A 21,165-nucleotide genomic window follows, 5' to 3' on the forward strand; every position below is an offset into this window, starting at 1 on the left:
GGTGAAATTTACCAAAGAAGGTCCTTTCTTGAGGCTTGCTCATAAATGAAAAAACGGAATAATTAATTTTAAAAAAGGCATAAAACCACTAGAATGCCTATTTTTATCATTTAAAGAGCACGATGCGTTCTTCATTTAACTTTTTTGCCCACCTACCCGCTGATCCACCCTTACTTTTAATTTACTCAATACTGCCTGCCCAAGAGTTATATTTAAAGTGTCGCCTGCTAGATAAGCAACAGTCATTTCTCGCAACGCTTGCCTTATTGGAAAAGCAAGAGCAGGTGGCGGTTGTTTATCAACAACGATTACTCATGGATTTATTACAGTCGCAAACGCATCCGATAATAACCACTGTTACTTTTTCAGCAGTCGCCCATAATCGTCTGTTAAATGCCTTATGGATGCTTATGAAAAATCCTTTCTGGGAACTGACAAGTAAACTCGCTGTCATACAACTAGTAGGTCAATTGAAAGGGCAAGCGTTTGTGTTAGCCAATAGCATGCTCGATGAGATTGAGACTAAATTAAGTAGCGAGCATTCCAAGGAAATTTGTCAAGGACTTCAATTATTAACTGTCTTGCTGCCTGGCTTTATTGCAACTGCCAAATTTGGTGCGCTGCTGCCAGCCGTGCAGGAGAAATTAGCGGATAATGATTGGGAGGTACGGGAAGCGGCGCTCAGGTGTTTAGCCCTACTTATTCCGTGCCTGTCGCCTAGGGAGGTGAGTGTGCTGCTGCCCGACGTGCAGTTGAAATTAGCGAATAATGATTGGAATGTCCGAGAAGCGGCGCTTAGGTGTTTAGCCCTACTTATCCCACACTTATCACCGAGCGAGGTGAGTGCACTGCTACCCGACGTGCAGTTGAAATTAGCGGATAATATCTGGCAGGTACGAAAAGTGGCGCTCAATTGTTTAGCCCTACTTATCCCGCGCCTGTCACCTTGGGAGATGAGTGCGCTGCTGTCCGACGTGCAGGTGAAATTAGCGGATAATATTTGGTATGTCCGAGAAGCGGCGCTCAATTGTCTAGCCCTACTTATTCCGTGCCTGTCACCCAGCGAGGTGAGTGCGCTACTATCCGACGTGCAAGTGAAATTAGCAGATAATGATTGGAATGTCCGAGAAGCGGCGCTCAATTGTTTAGCCCCATTTATCCCGCGCCTGCCACCGCGAGAGGTGAGTGCGCTGCTACCCAATGTGCAGGTGAAATTAGCGGATGATATCTGGAAGGTACGGGAGGCGGCGCTCAGGTGTTTAGCCCTACTTATCCCGCGCCTGTCACCGCGAGAGGTGAGTGCGCTGCTGTCCGACGTGCAGGTGAAATTAGCGAATAATGATTTGGATATACGAAAAGCGGCGCTCAATTGTTTAGCCCTACTTATCCCACACTTATCACCTAGTGAGGTGAATGCGCTGCTACCTGACGTGCAGGTGAAATTAGCGGATGATATCTGGAAGGTACGAAAAGCGGCGCTCAATTGTTTAGCCCTACTTATCCCGTGCCTGTCACCGCGAGAGGTGAGTGCGCTGCTGTCCGACGTGCAGGTGAAATTAGCGAATAATATCTGGGAGGTACGAGAAGCGGCGCTCAATTGTTTAGCCCTACTTATCCCGCGCCTGTCACCGCGAGAGGTAAGTGCGCTGCTGTCCGACGTGCAGGTGAAATTAGCGAATAGTATCTGGGAGGTACGAGAAGCGGCGCTCAATTGTTTAGCCCTACTTATTCCGCGCCTGTCACCGCGAGAGGTGAGTGCGCTGCTACCTGACGTGCAGGTGAAATTAGCGGATCATGATTGGAGGAGAAAACAAGCGGCGATCAGGTGTTTAGCCCTACTTATTCCGTGCCTGTCACCGAGAGAGGTAGGTGCGCTGCTACCCGACGTGCAGGTGAAATTAGCAGATCATGGTTGGGAGGTACGAGAAGTGGCGCTCAATTGTTTAGCCCTACTTATCCCGTGCCTGTCACCCAGCGAGGTGAGTGCGCTACTACCCGACATGCAGGTGAAATTAGCGGATCATGATTTGGCAGTACGAAAAGCGGCGCTCAGGTGTTTAGTCCTACTTATCCCGCGCCTGCCACCCAAGGAGGTGAGTGCGCTGCTATCCGACGTGCAGATGAAATTAGCGGACAACGATTTGAGGGTAGGACAAGCGGCGCTCAACTGTTTATCTGTCCTTATCCCCCGGATGTCACCAAGCGAGGTAAGGCAGTTGCTTCCAGTGATTAAGGAAAGATTGACAGATACCAACACCGCTATTTATGAAGCGGCTGGTCTGTGTTTAATTACCCTAGTTCCTAAGCTCACTTATGCTGAGCAACATAAATTTATCAGGGAAGAGGGAGTGTCTTTAGTGAATACTTATCCTAAGTTATTTTATCAATTGATTAATGGGTTAATCAGCCAAGCTAGGAAAAAGGACAGGTTACAGCTTTTACAATTGGCATCAGAAAGTGACCTGTTTCTGCAAACCTTTGTAACCAATTATAAGATGTTGTTAATCGAACAATTACCTTCTACTAACTTACAGTCTAATCCTTAAGTTAAGCACTTATTGAATTGGCACCTAATTTCTTAAGCCTAACTTTGCAAATTAGACGCTCAATCTTAAATAAGGTCGTTTCTTGAGACTATCTATAACTACATAAGTAATTTCTTTATATTAGAGCTTGGAAGTATTAGTTTGTAAAACTGTTTGAGAATTATTGGCTTGAATTTTAGGTTTACTATATATACCCAAACCCCTAACTGATATTTCGGGCTTGCTTAAGAAAATGTTTTTATACTCTTTATAGTTGGGAATTTTTACAAATGCTTCCCAGTCACAAGTATGGAGATTTCTATCTAATTTTGAAATTGCTTCCATATCTTCTTCATTGAGAACAAGATCACATGCTTTTAAATTTTCAGTTAAATGCTCTTTGGAAGTTTTAACAATGACAATCATGTTTTGCTGCATAGTCCAAGCTAAAATAACTTGAAAAATTGTCACATTGTATTTTTTTGCAATTTCTTTTAATGTGAGGTTCTGTAGTAAGTCATCCGCTTTGCCTTTGCCAAATGGCCGGTATGGCATGATTGTTATATTATTTTTTTGACAAAAGGTGACAGTATCTTTTTGCTGACAATAAGGACTGATTTCAATAGAATTATAAGTAATATGTTTAAGATATTTGTTGTCTAATCGTTTTAAATCGTTCGTAGTGAAGTTGCTTACACCAATATGTTTAATTAGGCCTGATTTTTTTAGTTTAATTAATTCATCAAAAATTTCGGTTGCTTTATCATGCAGTAATAAAGCAGGACTATGTAACATTAAAGTATCAATATAGTTTGTATTTAAGTCACACAAAATTTCTTTAAGAATTGAATGAACAGAAAATTTATGATTAATTAAATCAACATCATTAATTTTTGTACAGATATCAAATTCCTCCCGCTTTACATGTTCTTGAACAATCGCATCGCCTAGCAATTTATTCGTTTTATAAGCGGTAGCAAGATCAAAGCGTCTATAGCCAGCTCTAATGGCTTCAACTATGTCTTCCACATTAGAAATGCCTAAGGTTCCAGCGCAAATATTATTTTTTAATCGAAAGTTTATATTTTGATGCATTATATAATTATCTTGTATTTTTTTATTTTTAGTTACTACCGTAACATAAATACTTTGTTCACTGTCTTTAGCCTTTAGGGGATGAAATAGATCATTCACCTGTAATACTGTAACAGGGTGAAAATCAGCTTGTGTTAACATACGGGGTTTATCAAGTTTACTTTTATTTTCAGAGGCAAATTTATTTTTAAGAGTTTCAAAATAAGTTTCTTGCGGCTGTGCCAGTATAGCATCTAAATGATTAAACATATGATTTGTTGCAGTATAGGAAAGGTCTGGATAAAGTAGATATTTTTTATCATCGAAAGGAACAAATTTGTGTGGCAATGTTATGCTGCCAGATTTAAGTTTAGGAGATAAACCGCCTACCATACTATATGAAAATAAAATATCTGCTTGTTTATAGATAGGGTCGATAAGCTCTTCAGCATAGCCTCGGCGGAAGTGGATGACGACATTAAGCCTAGGGGCTTTTATGCAATCAATTTCTCTGACTATTTTTCCTATCTTATCTTGTGTTTCTTTATAAAAAAACTCATATTGCTCAGGAACACATTCTGTCAGTAAGCGTGCAATAAGTTTGTTTATAGTAATAGCACTAGAAGAACGATGTACGTGAATAACAAAATTTAATGGTTGCTCAAAGGGTTTACCAGTAATTTTATGACCTTGCTCTACACAGTATTTAACTGTCAGTAAGGTAGCTAAATTAACATCCATTTCATTATAGGTGTTAATAGCCATTTCCTTTAGCGAATACCCAGCTATTTCACTATTCTTATTAAGCTCAGCAAGCGTGTTGCCGTCAATTAAAGATCTATCCATAATAAAAGCAAGGTTAAACCATAATGCTGATTTATTAATTGCTTTGGCAGGTTTTCCGGCTTCAATATTAAAGACATCAACCTTGCCAATTTGATGTAATTTTTCTAATGGAAAAGTTGAATTAGACTTTGGTAATTGCTGAAAAAGGTTTGCAAAGGGGTGCACTTTATTCTTCATAGATGAATTTCCCAAAATAATCTGCATTATAGTGTTGTGAGAGATTAATATTTTTATAGGATTTGACTAAATTTTGGCTACTTATAATATGATGTTCATGTCTGATATTTAAGATAGGATGAGTACGCTCTGTGTTAGAATCCATATGAATATTTTTTATCAATACCTTTGGATAACTAAACATTGGCTTTTCTCCATTGCTAGATTTTCAATGAGCTTTCTGTTCAAACAAGCCTCATATCATATGGCTATTTTTAGCTTTATAAATTTAGCTTATGAAATGACTGTGTGAGTTTATTTAATTAGGGATTTGGAGACAAGCAATAATTAAGACGCTGTATAATATTGATAAATTGAATACTATTTTTTAATTAAATTACTATTTAAATAGTTGATCTCTGCTAGCTTAGTAAGGTTTCAAAAAATGTTTATTTTTTAGACCTATATATTAAATGTCTCAAGTTATATTTACTGGATTTTTACACTTATTTTGTGTAAAATGAAATTATTTATACAAATATAAGACTAGTTGCGTTGAAAGCGTTAAGTATTGTAGAGCTTTCTAAACGAGCTCAAAAAGATTTAGAAAAAATACCAGAACATATAAAAACTAAACTGTTAGTTTGGATCGATTCGGTAGAACAATTGGGTGTTTATCAAGTTCGAAAAATTTCAGGTTATCATGATGAGCCCTTAAAAGGTAACCGAGTAGGCCAACGCTCTATACGTCTTTCTAAAGGTTATCGGGCTATCTATACAATGACATCAAATGGCTGTATGGAGCTTATTACAATCGAAGAGGTAAATAAACATGACTATTAATGCACGGGAGTATTTAGAAAAACAAGTAGGCCCTTTAAGTTTGGGTAAAACCCTTCGAGCTATTCGATTAGGTGAAGAAGAGAGCCAAACTCATTTTGCTAAAAGATTGGGAATTTCTGTTCAATACCTTTGTGATTTAGAACATGATCGGAAAATAGTGAGTGCTAAGAAAGCGAAATTGTTTGCAGATAAGCTTGGCTATTCTGATAAGCAATTTGTTCGGCTTGCCTTACAAGACTCATTAAATCAATATAATATACCTATGCATGTTGAAATTTCTGCTGCTTAAATGATTTCATGTAAATTACATATTTCTTTTGAATATTAATTTCCATTGGGCCTTGCTATTGTCTTAAATAAACTTAAAAAGATTGTTTTTATAAGTTCTGAAAGATAGTCAAGACACCCTTCTGATGCTATACCAAATCTCTAGATTGCTCTGGTCTCAGCAAGGGTCGTTTTCTAAAGCAGCATGCTTTGACTATTTATCCTACCTATAGCAGCATCGATAGTATGATTTATTGGGGAATAAATATGAGTTCTCAAAAATTATCAATTTCACTACCTAAATTTCAATGTGAATTTATTGAGTATTATCAAATAGCACATGAATTTAAAACAAGATCAGATGTAATCAAAGAAGCGCTATATTTGTTACAGCAAAAAGAGCTTGAGTCTTATTATAAAGAAGCCAGCCAAGAAATTCAGGAAGATTTCGAACATACTGCATTAGATGGTTTAGAAGAAAATGAAACGTGATGAAATATATTATGCAGATCTAGCTCCAACCATTGGTGCTGAGGCTCAAAAAAAGGCCGGTTTTAATTATTAGTAATAATGCAAATAATAATGCTGCGAAGGCAATCACTATTATTTCAATTACGTCAAATATAACAAAAGTTTACCCTTTCGAAGTATTACTTGAAAAAAGCTTAACGGGCTTAGCAAAAGATTCTAAAGCGCAATGCCATCAAATTAGAACTATCTCCAAATTAAGAATTTCTAACATCAAGCCGCCAGGAATGATTAATGAAAAAATAATGAACAATATAGTGGCAGCTTTAAAACTTCATCTAGATATAGTAGTTTAAATAGTCCAAATAAGCCGTTAAATGACTATAAAAAGGCAGTGTTGCAAAAACTACTACAGGAGTTGCATACATATAGACTCAGGGCATCTTAAGTAAATATGAAATAACTGGTTGATAAATGAGATTTCATTTTGCTTTCCAACCATCCGTTTATTAAATTGTTCTTTTTTGAACATACGCATGATTTCAAGCCTTTATCGAATTGGTATTATCTAAGCTGTTTTAATGTTATAAATTATAATTTGTTTTGAGGGTTTTTATAGGAACTGTTGCAAAGAATTTCACACCTTTTAAAGGTAGATTTTGAACTAAAATTTAATATTTTTTATTTGCCTAATTGGTAAAACAAGAAACTTAGATTTATTTATCTTTAAGTAAATGAAAAATATTTTTGATTTTATAAAATTCAATTTTTTGCAACAGAGCCCTTGAATCACCATTCAGGTAAAAATCTAACCAGAGCCTTACCCTCTAGACCTTTCTTCGTACTGTGTTTTTTCCAATTCATTGAATGCGTCAAGAAGGTCTTGAGAATCGGTCTCTCGGGCTAGTTTTGGTAGATCCAGTCTCAGGCCTAAGCCAGTGAGATACTGACTTGCGAGAGTACCCATGTCTGCAGTTTTGACGACACCGCTGGTTAAAACTTCCATCACATAGTTACCAAAGAGAAAGGCTTCATACTCATGATTTAATGTTAAAAAATCACAGAAAGAGATTTTAAGTTCTTGATCAAAAACCTGTTTTTGAGCAAGGAATCCTGATTGATATGCTGTTGCATCGACAGAACCTATACCGCTAAAGCCTATCTGAAACTGATAAGAGTGGCGTGTTTCATGAATCAAAAAGAGAAGCGCAGCATGAGGATTTGCATCCGCAAATAGTTTCACAGGATTTAATATGACTTTGCCAGTTCCTGGTTGGGTCGGATCGAACTGAAAGAATGTCGACTTCCGGGCGGAGTTATCTAAGAGCAGCTCTGGAGCGGGCATTCCCGAGGCCATTACTTGTAAAGTAAAGATGCGATTCATCACTTGAATGCGCTCTAATTCACTAAGCTGTGGAAAATTCACCACCAGTTCCGCCAGTCCTGGTTCGCTTCGAATGGCAGAAATCAAAGCATCTCCTTGAGCATAAGTAGTTAGCAAAGATTCTTCGAGAAAATTTCTAGACTCAAAATGTAACACTGAGGCACCAGGAAAAAGGTTCTGAAAAGATGAGTTGGCAAAGAACGTTGGATCCAGTGGTTCGGGTGATACTGCTGAATAATATTTGTAGAAACTACCAGCAGTCATTTCCCTGCTATACTGTGCCGCATGAGCGCTAGCAGTAATAAAGATTCCCAACGTAAATGATAAGATCAATAGTCCTATTTGCCTCATAAATTATCCTCCTGATGTGTAGTAGTCTGGCGATTTCAAATCTTACAGAATTGTCTGTCAGTTTAGGTTTAGTTAAGCGATTTTCTATCCAGAACTGTTTATTACCGATTAAGGTTTGTATTAGAGTTTGAAGACACTCTCTAAAGGTTGTAAAGTTTAAGAAAGTCAATTTAATAGATGGATGATTAGCAGTCAATCTGAAAAGGAATTTATTAAGCAATTGTTTGACATTTATGCTTAAGAACTATAGCAAATTTAATTTTTTGAATAACTTATATTTTTTGCACTAGAACCATATTTAATAAAAGCAATAGCCTGAAAAAGTTAACTGAGCAAAGAAATTTATCATAAAATATGATAAGAGTAATTTCCAGAATAGATGCCGCTTTATTCATATTGGAATCAAGAACAAAGGCAACTCGAGTAATATTAGTATTAGGAATAGCTTCCAGGTAATCAGCAAAATCTTTTAAATGCACCAAATCCACAATACCATCAGGCAGCACATGCGTACAAAGTACGAAATTAATGGGGGAATTTTGCTCAGCATTTAAGAATTCAGTTTTTTTATTTCGTAAAGACTCAAGGCTTTTTAAAAAATGAGGTAATTCTTTGCCGTTAATCATAATTCCTAAATTTAGATAGTTTTTCCCTGATGACCTTAGGATAGCGATCCTTTAATCACAATTGATTGTTAATCTGCTAAGTCAATAGCTAGCAAAAAGCACGAAAAAAATCATTTAAAAACAAGAATAAAATATATCATTTTTATATGTAATTTTTTTTTGCCAAAATTTATAATTTTTAACCTTAAAAAGTCTATCTAAAAAATCCAGTTAACTAGGCGTGGATATAATTCATGATTTGATAAAAAAATTCGGCTTAAATTTAATAGTTAATTAATGAGTTAGTAATATGATTTACTTGTATGTAATTTGTTTTGATTTTAAGTGATGTGCAAATAAATAAATTATTTTGGAGGTGGTTATGTCTAGTAAAGAAGAAAAAGATGAAGAAATGAGAAGAAATCAGCAAGAGTATGCAGAGTTTTTAATAAGGTTTATTAAGGATTTAATGGATTTATTGGCTACTCTAGATGTGAGAAGCACGCCGCAACCAGAGCAGAGTAAAAAACAAGAAGAATCTAGCCGCAATCTACTTAGTATGTCTGAGATGCCTACCGACTCTGTTTGTCCTAATGATTTTAACTTAGATAATTTGGATATAGAAAATGAGATAAATAATCCAGTAGAGAATGAACTAGCCAGTAGTGAAAATTCTTTAAGATTTACTCATTAAAAAGAGTATACCTAAGTAGGAGTATTTTATGATTTCATATATTGAAAATGGGGATATTTTAATAGCCATGGATTCACCTATTGCGTCCACTATGAATCAAAATCAAGCAATAGCCCATCTTATTCAAACAGCTGATCATGGTATGATTTACAGACGAGGAGATAAAGGACATGTTATTTATCATGCTGCTTTAGGTGAACATCAGAGCGGGGTTCGTGGCCATTTATTTTCTAAAGTAATTAAAGACAGTGAACTCGGGGATTGTTATGTGTTACGCTTTAAAGATGAAAAGCTAGCCTCAGCCTTAGCTGATGTTGTAGAGCGCCTTAATCCAAAATTAAGTCAAGAAGCATTGAGTAAGCTTCCTAAAAAAGATGGTGTAATCACTTTACCTACGCCTTTTGCAAATTTTTTTGAGCGTAACCAAGATACTTCTGAGCGAGTTCGTTTACATGAGTTATTTAGAGCTTTTCGTGCCCATATGCGTAGCCACGATGAACAACAACCTGAAAAACGCTCTTTAAGTAAAAACAAAGGTATTTCTTGTTCGAATTTTGTAGCTTACGCAGTGAAAATAGCTATTATAGACAGAGTATTCCCACAAGGGGTTCCAGACAGTTTACTGTCATATTATGAAGTTGATTATATAGCAAGGAAAGGTTATCAAGATAATCCTATCAAAAAACTATCAGATTTGGATAAGAGTTTTTTTGAGGAGTTTTCAGCGTTGGTTCTTAAGGAATTAAATCAATCTGAAGATATACCTTCGGAAATAAAAATGGATTTATATGATTTTTTATGTTTACCAGTTAAAGGATATAATATCAGTGCATTTTATTCTAATTTAACAAAGTTTCCTAAACTTTATTCCGAGCAAGGGTATTTATTAATACAACAAGAGGTGGATAATCACGGGAAAGAAACTCTTACTCCTGCTGCTGTAAGCTTAGAAGGATTAAAAATTATTTCCAAGCATTATGAAGAGGCCGGTCAAGATATTGCTCCAATAAAATTAACTAAAGAGTTTTTGAGCCAAATTGAGCCCTTGAGTGCCGATCCTGAAAAATCAGAGATATATTCAAATTATACAGGACCTTCAATTTAACTGTGTTAGTTGATCTAGTGTAATAGTTTCGTTTTTAGACATTCTAACAACGATTGTCGTATCAATTTATTAAGAATACACAAATTTGTTGGTAAGATTTAGTGAAGCAAGAAGGCTTAGATTTGTCAGTTAGGATAGAGAATGAGGCTTAAATGTTGAAGGTGGAGTATGAATTATTAGCATCAAAGTTAATGTGCTAAATTATTAAGGTATTTATTAGTCAACCTATTTTATGAAGCAGGTGAATCTTTATGTTTAATATTATTTGCAATAAAGCCAGCTAGGTTTGTGTTGGAAATCTTCTAGATGGTGATTCTTGGGTATCAGGCGATATAATATTTTGATTATTGTAGGCCTTTTCCATTATCTTTATTAGTTCTTTTTGAATGTCTTTTGGCTTATTGGAGGTGAGATAAATAACGCTCACATTCGTATTGTAATTGCGCTTAATTTACTGCGGGCAGAAAGTGTTTCAATAGTTTAATTGCTTAACTATACTACTAAATTCTAATTCATATTAATTATGTTAATATCACAAGTCCAATGATTATCGTAGGCGCTTCATTAGCCCAAGAATGGCAACTAAGTTATTAATAAACTAATTTTTTCTAAAAATCAGTTTGTTCGGCTTTGTCTATAGGATTTATTGAATCGAGAAGCCCTGGAATTGAAGTAAAAAAATAGCGTTTCTTCAATTTTGGGACCTCGCTAGTCGTAACAGGCACTGTTTCTTTAAAGCTCTGTTACTGCAATGATAGCGTTTTAAATATAAACTCATCCTTATTCCTTTCGGTAACAGAGCAACTAAGACAATTCGATACTAATCTTTAGTATTTTATAATAATATGACTATATAATGAGCAATACAAATATGGTAGTTATATAATTAAAACAAGGTGATCTGTATGTTTTCATCGAATGAATATGTATGCGCTAATATATCGCGCTCGTCTGACTATACTTTTATTTCTGCTTTTATCTTAACTATGTTAAAAGAAAAAAGCCAAGAAGACTCAAACAGAGAATCCTCAAAAAGTTTAAATAATGCTTATGCTTTATCAGCACAGGAAATCAAATTATTTTTTTTGAAAAAGAACAATGATTGCCATGTAATAACAGGGGATTTTGAGCAGTTAGTTAAGCAAATAGTGACATTATTAAAAAACAGTAAAGAACAAATGCCTTGTCGAATACAAATAGCCTATAAGCGAACTGATATAGATTTTGAAACTGGGGAAGAATATCAGCACTGGTCTAGCATGGATGTTTCTGTAACTACAGATAAAATAGGTATCCTATATTTAGATTCGGCGGGAGATCCCAGTAATATTGAAATAGCTATTGAAATAGCTCAATCTCTTGAAAATGCAGAACTGACTATTTGTGATGATTTTTCACCAAAATACAAGCCATCTGCAATGCAAAAAGATGGAGAAAGTTGTAGCATATTTATAGCAGATTTAATATTACAAATGAAAAAAATTAATGACTTACATGAAAGAATTGCCTTACATCGTATTTTTAATGAAAAAGAAAATTACTATGATTTAGATCCGCGTAAATTACCGCCAATTCTACTCAGAAATGCGCAATCAATAACTTTTTTAACACAGTGTATTAATGAAAATGAAGAATGCGCAACTTATCGAGTGAGTAATAAGGGCGAATTATTAATGGAGTATGTAGCAAGACATACTATTTTCTGTCCTTTAGTTAACAAAGAGGTTAACGCAGCGATTCAGGCTAAACAAATAGCGTTTGCTCGTAAGGTGAGAATCTGATGTTGCTAATAGGCTATGCGCTTTTTTATAATCTATTTGTTATTTTAATTGCTTTTTTGACTAAATCTTAGGTTTTTTTCAAGCCATTTTAAATCTAACTAAAATTTAAATACCCTTTAAACTAGTTTTTATACAAGAGCTAAATACACAATTTTATAAAAAAAAGTATTAAATCCTCATTGTAATAGGAGCTTTCATGCAATTAAGTATTGATGGTAAAACCCTTCTTAAAGTTAAGGAGCGCCATATTGTCGGCGGTACTTATCAAATTCCTGCTGGGGTTAATACCATTGGTTTTGGTGCATTTTTTGAACTTAAGAGCTTACAAGCGCTAACGCTTCCGGCTAGCATCAAAGCTATTGGGGAAACGGCATTTTTTGGTTGTACTAACTTACAAGCGATAGACATTCCTGATGGAGTTACGACTATCGGCTATTTAACATTCACTGGATGTAGAGGCTTAAAAACGCTAACGCTTCCTACTAGTATCACCTCAATTAGTAAATATGCCTTTGCTGCCTGTGACAATTTATATATTATAATTGCTAGTGATGATAAGGCTGAGGTAGCCCGAGTGACTGCCTTATTACCTAAAGCGTTAAGAAGCAAAGTTATCACTCAAAGTTGGCTCAATGAGATTATTCGCTTTCAGGAACAGCAACTGACGAGACTCCTCCATACGCCCCAAACCAATCGGCTCTATAGTTTCTTTAATTATACATCTCGTTGCGTTTCTATGGTGAGCATTAGTGTTAAAAATGAGCAAGATGTAGAAGAAACTCAAGTAAAACGGTGTACTAAGCTGCCTAGCGATATTTTCTTACATCTCAATAGACTAGCAAGCAATGATAATCCTTATTACCAGCGAGCATGCATTGTCATTAGGCGTGAACCCTTACCCCGAACAACAGAGGCGTTTAAACGTTATAAAGAACGTATAGGTGGGCTAATCCAACAGCTTATTGACCAGGCCATTAAGCAGGCACGGCAGTTTAGTGTGTCTATCGCAGCTCAAAAAAAGGATGGTTATGAAAAGGCTTTTCACCAAGCGCATACTAAAAGGATGTGTAAAGAATATTTTCAATTTTTTAGAAAGACAACTATTAAAGGTAGTGAAAGTTTATCTGACATTTTAGCCCATGCAGCTGCAAAAGATAATAGGAGTAGAAAGGTTTGTGTTAAGTTAGGATGGTTAAATAAAGATGGCTCGGTAAAAGAGAGCGCGCCTGATAAAATAAGAGAAAACCATCCTAATTATATTATACCTAAATCCTACTATGGGATTATGTAATTGTGTTCTTTTTAGAGAAATTACTTAAATGCTGAGGGTGGATTATAGATAACTAGTCAAAAACTAATGTGCCAAATTATTATAGGCTTACTCCATTATCTTTATTAGTTCTTTTGAAATGAATTAAATGGCTTAAAAGTTGGTTTTACCTAATTGACTGAAGCACTGGCTCTAACTATTGCCACAAGTAGGGTGATGGCTTTTTTGCTGAGTTTGAGCGAGAGACTTTACGCGAAAGAGCTATTTTCATTAGGTATAAGTAAATCCGTGATTGCTACGCAATTTGGAATTGGAAGAACTTCTGTAAGATGTGTACTTGACTCTAGGAATACATAATTACATTAGCTGACTTTCTGATAAAATATTGGAAAATTTATTTGTCAGGACACTGTGTTTTTTGAGAGGAAAAATGATTTATAAATACATACTTAACAACGATTCTCATTATGTTGAAGTTGATCATATCTTACAAGAAGAGGAACAAGATGTTTTGAGTCATATCCTATCATTCTTTCCACATTGCGGAGATTCAAGATGGATACAAAGATTTACATCATTACAATTTGAACTCTTTGACACAAAACTTCTTAAAATAGCAGCTAATGCGTATGACAGTAATGGGAATACAGTGCTTGGGGTAGCTTGTGAGAATGGAAAATCAGTGGCTGTAGTTCAAAAATTAATTGACTTGGGAGCGAATTTAAATATATCAGATCACAATATGAATAAATTAGCTCTTCATTGGGCTATCTCTAATAAACGATCATGGAATAATAAAGCTTCTTATGAAGCAGTGGCAGTAGTTAAATGTTTGCTAGAAAATGGCGCAATGACACACATAAAATGCTATGACTATACAACACCTCTTGGATATGCTGTAAGTAGGGGGTATATCGCTGCTGCCAATCTCATTAGAACACGAGATCACGATTTTACGTCTCATGCATTATTTCACCTATTTAATAAATTATTGCCTTTGAAGATTTGTTCTGTCATATCAGCTTCATTAAATATAAAAACTGGTATAGCTATTAGTATTGTTAATAAGGAAGTTAACAGAAATATGATTGGCTATATCCCAAATAAATCAATATATGCCCGTTTTTTTAGTACTCAATCTGATAAAGAATTAGAGAAATCTCATAATACAGAAGAACAAGCTAACAGATTTAGTACTTAATTTATTTAGGAGATAATAAAGGAAGAATTCTAATTGAATTAAGAATGAGCACGAAACGTTCCTTTTCATCAGAATCTCGGCCGAGCCTCTTATTGAGCCCAGATTAAAGATGAGAGTATAAAATTGCTGTGCTAAATGATATTAGGCTTATCCTATTGTGTTTTAGCGGCAGGTAACTCAGCCCAACATATGGTATAATACGGGCTTTTCATTTCACGCTTCATCGTCCATTGCTTTTGAAGGCCTTCGGTAGCAAGCCGAATTGAACGTGTGCCATACCGTTTATTGATAGACTCCATAAGTGTCATTAGCTTTTCAGATTTAGCCACGTAGGCTGATTAAATAAATTCATTTGTGCAGGTGACTTAAACGTTAGCTCCGCGAGCATAATCCCACTTTTCTTATACGAAACACCTTCTGCGCTCAAGCGTTAAGCCTTGCAGGGCGCATCCTGATTGCAATTTAGTCTATTAATATTGATAGGGCCCGTGAACTTATAAAGCAATATCACTTATTGCAACATTGCCTCATTTGTATTTGAAGTTCTGCTCCAATGACTCTGCCAATGCCTGCTCTTTTTCGGATAAAAGCTTATTTACTTTTTCAGGCGGTAGTACTTTTAAAGTATCTTTGTAATTAAATAAAGTAGCACTCTTTTCTGGCTTTATTTTCAAAAATTTCATCGAAGTACCCACATGTGGCTTAAAAAACCTTAAATTTCTCGATACTAAAGACAACATATAAATTACCTCAGAGCAATATTACATATTTTTCATCTTATCGCGATTTTTGAGAAAAGAACATTTTTAAATGTGTTAAAAATTTTTATTATGCCCTATGTTTAATTTAACCTCATTATCTGCAAAAGCAAAAAACTCCTTAATTATAGGATTTTGATTTTCCCGTTTAAAGATAGCTTCATTTTTGATTATTAGGCCAGAGTCAGGGGAAAAAGTGGCATAGGTATTTTTAGTAAGGTTATCATAATCTACATCATTGGCTTTTGGGTCTACAAAAATTATTTCTTTATCTTTGTATTGTGCAAAAAACTCTGCAATTAAAGCGCTATTGTTTAATTTTTCAGAATTTAAATACATAGATTCTGGTCCTTCAGCATAAGGATTTAGGTGTGACTTTTTTACAAAATTAAGTACTTCATTAATATCGCGAAGAATAATTAAATCTTCTCGACAATGAAATGCACCAATAAATGCGTTTTTTTCGTTTTGGTCGTGAATAAGCGCATAAGTATTATATAAAGTCATAACAATGTCTTTACCTTGATACTTACTTAACATTTTAGGGGCCTCGGAACTCACTAATTTTTGTCCCCCTAAGACAGCAGCTACAGGCGGCAGTCTTTCATGCCGTTCTTGGTAACGTTTATAATTTCCTTCTACAGCTTTTTCAGGTGGATAGGCGGTAACAGAAATACGTAGTTTACTTCCTAAACTCGTTCCTATTAAAATTTCTTCCTCAACAGGATTGACTGTTTCCATAAACACGTTAGGCGCATACTTAATTAACCCAACTTTTTTTCCTATAATTTGAATAGCTTGTTCCGTCATCAACCGTGCTTCATCTTGAGTATGTAAGCCACGTAATACAATGTCCTTACCCAAAGACTCATCATTTAAAAGTAATAATCTAAAACGATCGGTTGAAATAAATGAAAAATCAGATAAAGAGAGACCATATTCTTGTTTAATATGGGCCATAAATTGCTTTGTTGTTACTGATTTTCCGCTTGCAGGGCCACCAGCCATAACCTGCATCAAGCGCTGATTAGCACTAAACTGCGGAAGTAATAACATAATTTGCTGACGATCTTGTTCTGGTATAATTTCAAGTGGCGCTAACCGTTGGTGTTCAATTTGTTCACTAACTATATCAATAACATGATCATAAGCTTGAGAACGAATAGACTCTCGAAGCAGGTCATCAATAGTTATCTTAGCAGCCGCCGCCTCAATTTCTTTCAATGGCCAGGTAGGCTGACGTGAATGAATGGCTTGAAATAAGTGTAAATAATGTTCGCTAGTTTTATTTAAAGCAATGCTATGAAGTTTACAATTTCGTATCGCGTCATAAACAGAAGCCTCAATTTCTTTTTCTTTAATTTGATAAGATCGATTTTCTGCAGAAATACGGTATTCAACGTCCTTTTTAAGCTTATTACAGATATCTACATAATGTGCATCATCTTCAACCTTAATCTCTGTTGCAACAACTAGGCCCGTCTGTTGCCAAGCAGTTCGACTAGGATTAAATACAACTAAATCTCGGGGACGGCGATAAGGGTAATTGTGATGATTACTGGTACCCATAGCCGCATATAATTTCTTAATTTCATCAAGAGAACGATTTATATAAGCAGGATTAATAATACTAAAATGTGTTCCCTGCGTAAGTTTTACTTTGCCTTGTAAGATATCATCAACTTGATAGGGCGATTTTGTATTATCCCATGCACGCGATAGCTGCGTAGAATGAAACCGCTTGAAAAATAAATTCTGTGTGTGTGATCCTAATGATTGTTTGGGAGAAAATATGCTCCACTGAGGGATAAATTTTGATTGCATAATTAATTTTATTACGAGTTTTAGCCAAGGATAATGTGTAAAACTTAAGGGAATATTAAATGAGCACGAGTTTGACCTAATTGATAGGGCGGGGATATTCGCCAAGGCGAGGAAATGTTACAGGTTACGTTTGTTAATAAGCTAGGGTATTCTAAAAACGTTTTTTAGCTTTTTTTGTAGGATTTATTGAGCCGCGAGGGTTTTGATTTGTCAGTTAGCGTCGAGAATGTGGCTTAAATATTAAAAGGTAATTAAGGATATATACTATAAAGATAATATGCTAAATTAGGTAAATAATAGTGCGCAAGCAGATATGAATTTACCTTTTTAATCTGCATTAATCTCAGCATGGTAACTAATTAATCTAATCCTAGGCAAATTTCTTAGAGCCCAGGGCTAGTTCGTTAGGGTATTCCTCAAAACCGTATTGCGCGAATTGTTTTAATAATTCATCACGCATAGCTGTTAAGTGAGTGTCTAAAAGATACTTTCTTTTGTCTTCAAGGCTTAATTCTTGAAACGTTACAAATTTATCATCGATTACTACTGTTTGAAGATGTTTATAATAAGCAACAGGTAAACTTAATGCAAACCAAGCTATAGTCAAAGGTAAATTTAGTTTTGATATAAGGTCAAAAGAAAAATCACTTTTTATAAAACAATCAATAAGAATAGGAATTAATTGGTGCATGATTAAATCAGTTACTACAAATGAGGCAGGAACAGCAACAAGAGGGTTATTTTTGCCACCAAAAAAGTTATATACAGGTCTGGCTATGTATTTATACTGTGGGAGCATGTGCAATATAGAATTTCCCCACATTAGATTATAGAGGCCTAGTGCAAATTCAGCTTTGTTTTTATTATCATACATGTAATTAATACTTAATACTTCATGCCGGGCTTTTTGCACGGATTCCGTTTTACTTAATTTTTCCATCAAATATTTTATCATAAAGTGCACGATTTGAGTAAAAATAGTTCGATAATGTATCATTTTTTTCTTAAGGAAATATTAACTGGTTTTAATCATAGGGAGCTTAAGCAGAGCAAACCCATATGCACTCTCCAAGGTTCTTTCTACATAGTTGGGGTTTAAAGCGGCCTTAAAAATCTTTTTCTTAGTAATGGCTTTGGTCGAATTTAAATTTAGGTAGAGTCACGTTTCTATATGTTGCTTAGATTGTACCGTTAAATTTTTCAATTTATAAAAAGGTCGTTTCTTAAGACCTCTCTTGGTACACAGTAAAATAAGTCATTATGCTATTTAGTTGTAAGGAGTAACATCACTAAGTTTTTTTTCCTTATTATCCTCAACAGGCTCTTTAGCTCTTTTAATAGAGAAAAGACCAACTTGGTCAATGGAGTATGTTTTTCGAATAAGTGGGGTTTCCCTTACCTTTTCTAATTCAGAGGCTGAATAACGCCTTTGAAGTTTTAAATGTTGATCGTAGTTTGTCGTATCGAGGCGTATAAGGTGCTCTGGAATAAAACAAACGAACGCCAGTCCATCTTCTTTTTTAAAATCTTCCATTTTAGAGCCTTTAGTATTAAAACAAAAAGCGCCTTCAGGTAACTTGCCATTAACACTTTCTTCAATTATTTGATTAACCATTAAGGCCGATTTGCATTCACCGCTAGCATAATAAGTTTCTTTGCCCGTTTTTTTATCGTTTTCATAAGTTATTAAAATAGAGGCATCTTTTTGTATCTGTTCTAAAATATTATTACCCTGTTTATTCCTAAGCCAACCAAATGTCTGATTATGCGCACTTGCACCACTCATATTAAGTGGCCAGGTGATAACCACTTGTACCTCTTCGTCAGTATTAATTTTTTTACCGTGCAATATTAGGAACGCATGAGTAAAATCTGATGTCTCTGTTCTATTATGAGGTAAAAGTAATTGCTCCTTTTGTTGACTGCCACCAAAACTAATTAAGCGTTCACTTGTATCAAATATCAGAAAAGAATATCTATCATGAGATAATCTATTAAGAGCTTTATAAAAATAGTTAGGTTTTAATTGCTCATCTTTTACAGGTTGTTCAATACGTGCTTCCACAGTGCTCTCTACCTATCATTTATATAAAAAATATACAACAATAAAATTAAGAGAATATTAAGAATTGCTCATTTTTATAAATTTTAACCCAATTGAAGACTCGTTTGAACTCTGTACTAAGGTAACCTGAATTAATTTAGCAGCGTTGCAAAAAGGCAACTTTTAGAAAATACGGCAAGTTATCGCTTAAGCGCTTAGTTAACCCCATTCTATTAATGATAAAGCCTGTCTTTATTCGACTTTCATAATCCTTGCAACAGAACACTGGTTAATCAATTAGAATTATTTTATAACATAATTATAGGTGAACTCTATGACCTGTGCATTTATTGTGCACAAAATATAAAGCATGCGTCCAATGCAATGACCATAAAAACTTTAAAAAATTCAAAAATGAGGCAGATAGTTTCAGCTTTATGGTAAATCCTTTGAGCAAGGGTTGATAGGACATGGTCATTTACGATTTAAAAGAATGCTCTTTCAATCTCATAAATGCATTTGTAGAGTCAATTGTAACGTTTACCGAAGCTCTAGCCTCCGCAGATTTATTTCTATCTCCATTACCATTACCGCACCGAGCTTTTTAGAATGTTATTTAATAGTTTATTTTTATTCTAATATGGTAATATTTTACTTCTCTTTTCTTGTTATTATTCATTTATAGGATCTTATTAATTGAATCCAATTCGGTGGACTGAAAAGCAATGTATCTGGTACTTATTTCCATTGATTATAAGTATTTCTTTTGCTATGGATGTTTTCGTTCCTGCAATTCCTGCCATGAGTCAATTTTTTAATACACGTGATTCATTAATGCAAGCAAGTCTTTATGTGTTTATGCTGACTGTAGCATTAGGCCAGATAGTTTTAGGTCCTTTGGCAGAGCAGTATGGGCGTCGACGTATTACTATTTACGCAGCAGTTCTCTATTTCATCGGTTCACTGCTTGCAGCATCAGCTTCATCGATAGCTATGCTCATCCTCGGCCGTATGATTCAAGCCGCTGGGGCCTGTGGCACTTATTTAATATGTTTTATTATTGTAAGGGATAATTTTTCAACCACTGTTTGTGCACGTTTATTTAGTGTTTTAGGTGGAATCAATGCGATGGTTGCAAGTTTTGCCCCAATTATTGGTGGCCTTTTAATTGATAAAACACACAATTGGCGTAGTAGTTTTTACTTTTTAATGCTATTAGGTTTTTTAATGATTTTAATGGCATTAAAAAGGATTCCTAATTATATTTACCCAAAGCATGAGTTATCTCAATTAAATGTAGTTGTTAAAAGTAATAAACAAATTTTAAAGAATGTTTATTTTCGCCAATATGCGCTGGTTGCATCGGTTAGCTTATTAGCACTTTATCTATTCTGCGCTTTATCGCCTGGCATTTTAATTAATTATTTGCAGCTTAGCCCAACCCAATATGGCTTATTATTTGGGTTAAATGCAATTACGGTATTTCTTACAAATCTTATTACCGCACGTCTAACTTATTCTTATTCATTAGAAAAAATAGTATGTGCTGGTTTATTGCTTATTATTTTATCGTGCCTTTTAATGATTACATTAAATTATTATCAAATCAGTGTCATCCGTTTTATGGTCCCTATGTTTTGCTTAACTTTCGGTGTTAGTCTGAATATGGGAACTGCAGCCGCATTAGCCTTAAAAGATTTTAAGCAGCAAGCGGGGACGGCTACAGCGTTGCTGGGTGCTTGCCAATTTAGCTTGTCGGGTTTTATTGGCGTTTTAACTGCGCATTGGGATGCAAAACCATTACTTTTAGCCTTACCCGTATTATGTTTAAGTGCTTTAGCGTTAGGAAGGATACAAAAGAGAAATGTAAGGCTTTTATTCAATTCTTAATGTTATTTAAAAATTTTTCATGATAAAAACCATTAAGAATGGTTACTAGTTTGGCTAAAAGCATCTGATGTATACTCCC

At 35.0% G+C, this 21,165-nt stretch carries 19 protein-coding genes; 11 read left to right on the forward strand and 8 right to left on the reverse strand.

The features are described 5' to 3' along the window. The first annotated feature begins 122 nt into the window (after positions 1–122). The gene (locus DYE47_RS14750) at positions 123–2,546 is read left to right on the forward strand and encodes a hypothetical protein (RefSeq protein ID WP_115304207.1); all 2,424 of its coding nucleotides are present in this window, start codon (positions 123–125) and stop codon (positions 2,544–2,546) included. 120 nt (positions 2,547–2,666) lie between these two features. Here DYE47_RS14750 and DYE47_RS14755 read toward each other — a convergent pair whose 3' ends face one another. Further along, positions 2,667–4,622, reverse strand: coding sequence for an aldo/keto reductase family protein (locus DYE47_RS14755; protein ID WP_160149917.1), 1,956 nt, complete (start codon positions 4,620–4,622; stop codon positions 2,667–2,669). Positions 4,623–5,156: 534 nt separating this feature from the next. Here DYE47_RS14755 and DYE47_RS14765 point away from each other — a divergent pair. From DYE47_RS14765 to DYE47_RS16645, 4 genes are all read left to right on the forward strand, one after another. Further along, positions 5,157–5,444 (forward strand): type II toxin-antitoxin system mRNA interferase toxin, RelE/StbE family, encoded by a 288-nt coding sequence (locus DYE47_RS14765; protein WP_115304210.1) that lies wholly within the window; start codon positions 5,157–5,159, stop codon positions 5,442–5,444. Next, on the forward strand, positions 5,434–5,733 hold the full coding sequence (locus tag DYE47_RS14770) for a helix-turn-helix domain-containing protein (protein ID WP_115304211.1): 300 nt from the start codon (positions 5,434–5,436) through the stop codon (positions 5,731–5,733). Before DYE47_RS14765 ends, DYE47_RS14770 begins: the two co-directional genes overlap by 11 nt. Positions 5,734–5,978: 245 nt before the next feature. Beyond that, a complete protein-coding gene (locus tag DYE47_RS14775; protein ID WP_115304212.1) occupies positions 5,979–6,203 on the forward strand; it encodes a CopG family transcriptional regulator in 225 nt (74 codons plus the stop codon). Positions 6,204–6,238: 35 nt separating this feature from the next. After that, a complete protein-coding gene (locus tag DYE47_RS16645) occupies positions 6,239–6,535 on the forward strand; it encodes a type II toxin-antitoxin system PemK/MazF family toxin (protein WP_207385213.1) in 297 nt (98 codons plus the stop codon). Between the two features lie 464 nt (positions 6,536–6,999). On the opposite strand, the gene DYE47_RS14785 is transcribed toward DYE47_RS16645, so the two are convergent. Then, the gene (locus tag DYE47_RS14785) at positions 7,000–7,914 is read right to left on the reverse strand and encodes a hypothetical protein (RefSeq protein WP_115304213.1); all 915 of its coding nucleotides are present in this window, start codon (positions 7,912–7,914) and stop codon (positions 7,000–7,002) included. Between the two features lie 272 nt (positions 7,915–8,186). After that, positions 8,187–8,540: a hypothetical protein gene (locus tag DYE47_RS14790; protein ID WP_115304214.1), complete on the reverse strand. Its 354-nt coding sequence runs from the start codon at positions 8,538–8,540 to the stop codon at positions 8,187–8,189. A 361-nt stretch (positions 8,541–8,901) separates the two neighbouring features. Between DYE47_RS14790 and DYE47_RS14795 the strand changes: the two genes are divergently transcribed. From DYE47_RS14795 to DYE47_RS14815, 5 genes are all read left to right on the forward strand, one after another. Next, positions 8,902–9,213 carry a hypothetical protein gene (locus DYE47_RS14795; RefSeq protein ID WP_115304215.1) on the forward strand — a complete coding sequence of 104 codons (312 nt, stop codon included), beginning with the start codon at positions 8,902–8,904 and terminating at the stop codon, positions 9,211–9,213. A 91-nt stretch (positions 9,214–9,304) separates the two neighbouring features. Continuing rightward, positions 9,305–10,318, forward strand: coding sequence for a hypothetical protein (locus DYE47_RS14800; protein WP_131750103.1), 1,014 nt, complete (start codon positions 9,305–9,307; stop codon positions 10,316–10,318). Between the two features lie 905 nt (positions 10,319–11,223). Continuing rightward, positions 11,224–12,099, forward strand: coding sequence for a YopJ family acetyltransferase (locus DYE47_RS14805; protein ID WP_115304217.1), 876 nt, complete (start codon positions 11,224–11,226; stop codon positions 12,097–12,099). Positions 12,100–12,295: 196 nt separating this feature from the next. After that, the gene (locus tag DYE47_RS14810; RefSeq protein WP_115304218.1) at positions 12,296–13,390 is read left to right on the forward strand and encodes a leucine-rich repeat domain-containing protein; all 1,095 of its coding nucleotides are present in this window, start codon (positions 12,296–12,298) and stop codon (positions 13,388–13,390) included. 409 nt (positions 13,391–13,799) lie between these two features. Continuing rightward, the gene (locus DYE47_RS14815) at positions 13,800–14,570 is read left to right on the forward strand and encodes an ankyrin repeat domain-containing protein (protein WP_115304219.1); all 771 of its coding nucleotides are present in this window, start codon (positions 13,800–13,802) and stop codon (positions 14,568–14,570) included. A gap of 152 nt (positions 14,571–14,722) precedes the next feature. Here DYE47_RS14815 and DYE47_RS14820 read toward each other — a convergent pair whose 3' ends face one another. The 5 genes from DYE47_RS14820 to DYE47_RS14840 form a co-directional block, all read right to left on the reverse strand. Next, positions 14,723–14,878: a DUF4113 domain-containing protein gene (locus DYE47_RS14820; protein ID WP_280524208.1), complete on the reverse strand. Its 156-nt coding sequence runs from the start codon at positions 14,876–14,878 to the stop codon at positions 14,723–14,725. 219 nt (positions 14,879–15,097) lie between these two features. Beyond that, the gene (locus DYE47_RS14825) at positions 15,098–15,310 is read right to left on the reverse strand and encodes a hypothetical protein (protein WP_115304221.1); all 213 of its coding nucleotides are present in this window, start codon (positions 15,308–15,310) and stop codon (positions 15,098–15,100) included. 75 nt (positions 15,311–15,385) lie between these two features. Then, positions 15,386–17,152 carry a DEAD/DEAH box helicase family protein gene (locus DYE47_RS14830; protein ID WP_115304222.1) on the reverse strand — a complete coding sequence of 589 codons (1,767 nt, stop codon included), beginning with the start codon at positions 17,150–17,152 and terminating at the stop codon, positions 15,386–15,388. Between the two features lie 370 nt (positions 17,153–17,522). Beyond that, complete coding sequence (locus DYE47_RS14835) at positions 17,523–18,107, reverse strand: hypothetical protein (RefSeq protein WP_131750105.1); 585 nt, start codon at positions 18,105–18,107, stop codon at positions 17,523–17,525. Positions 18,108–18,419: 312 nt separating this feature from the next. Beyond that, positions 18,420–19,217: a hypothetical protein gene (locus DYE47_RS14840; protein WP_115304224.1), complete on the reverse strand. Its 798-nt coding sequence runs from the start codon at positions 19,215–19,217 to the stop codon at positions 18,420–18,422. Between the two features lie 675 nt (positions 19,218–19,892). Between DYE47_RS14840 and DYE47_RS14845 the strand changes: the two genes are divergently transcribed. Next, positions 19,893–21,086, forward strand: a complete 1,194-nt coding sequence (locus tag DYE47_RS14845) for a multidrug effflux MFS transporter (protein WP_115304225.1) — start codon at positions 19,893–19,895, stop codon at positions 21,084–21,086. Positions 21,087–21,165 lie beyond the last annotated feature (79 nt).

The organism is Legionella beliardensis, from assembly GCF_900452395.1.
GTDB lineage: Bacteria > Pseudomonadota > Gammaproteobacteria > Legionellales > Legionellaceae > Legionella_C > Legionella_C beliardensis.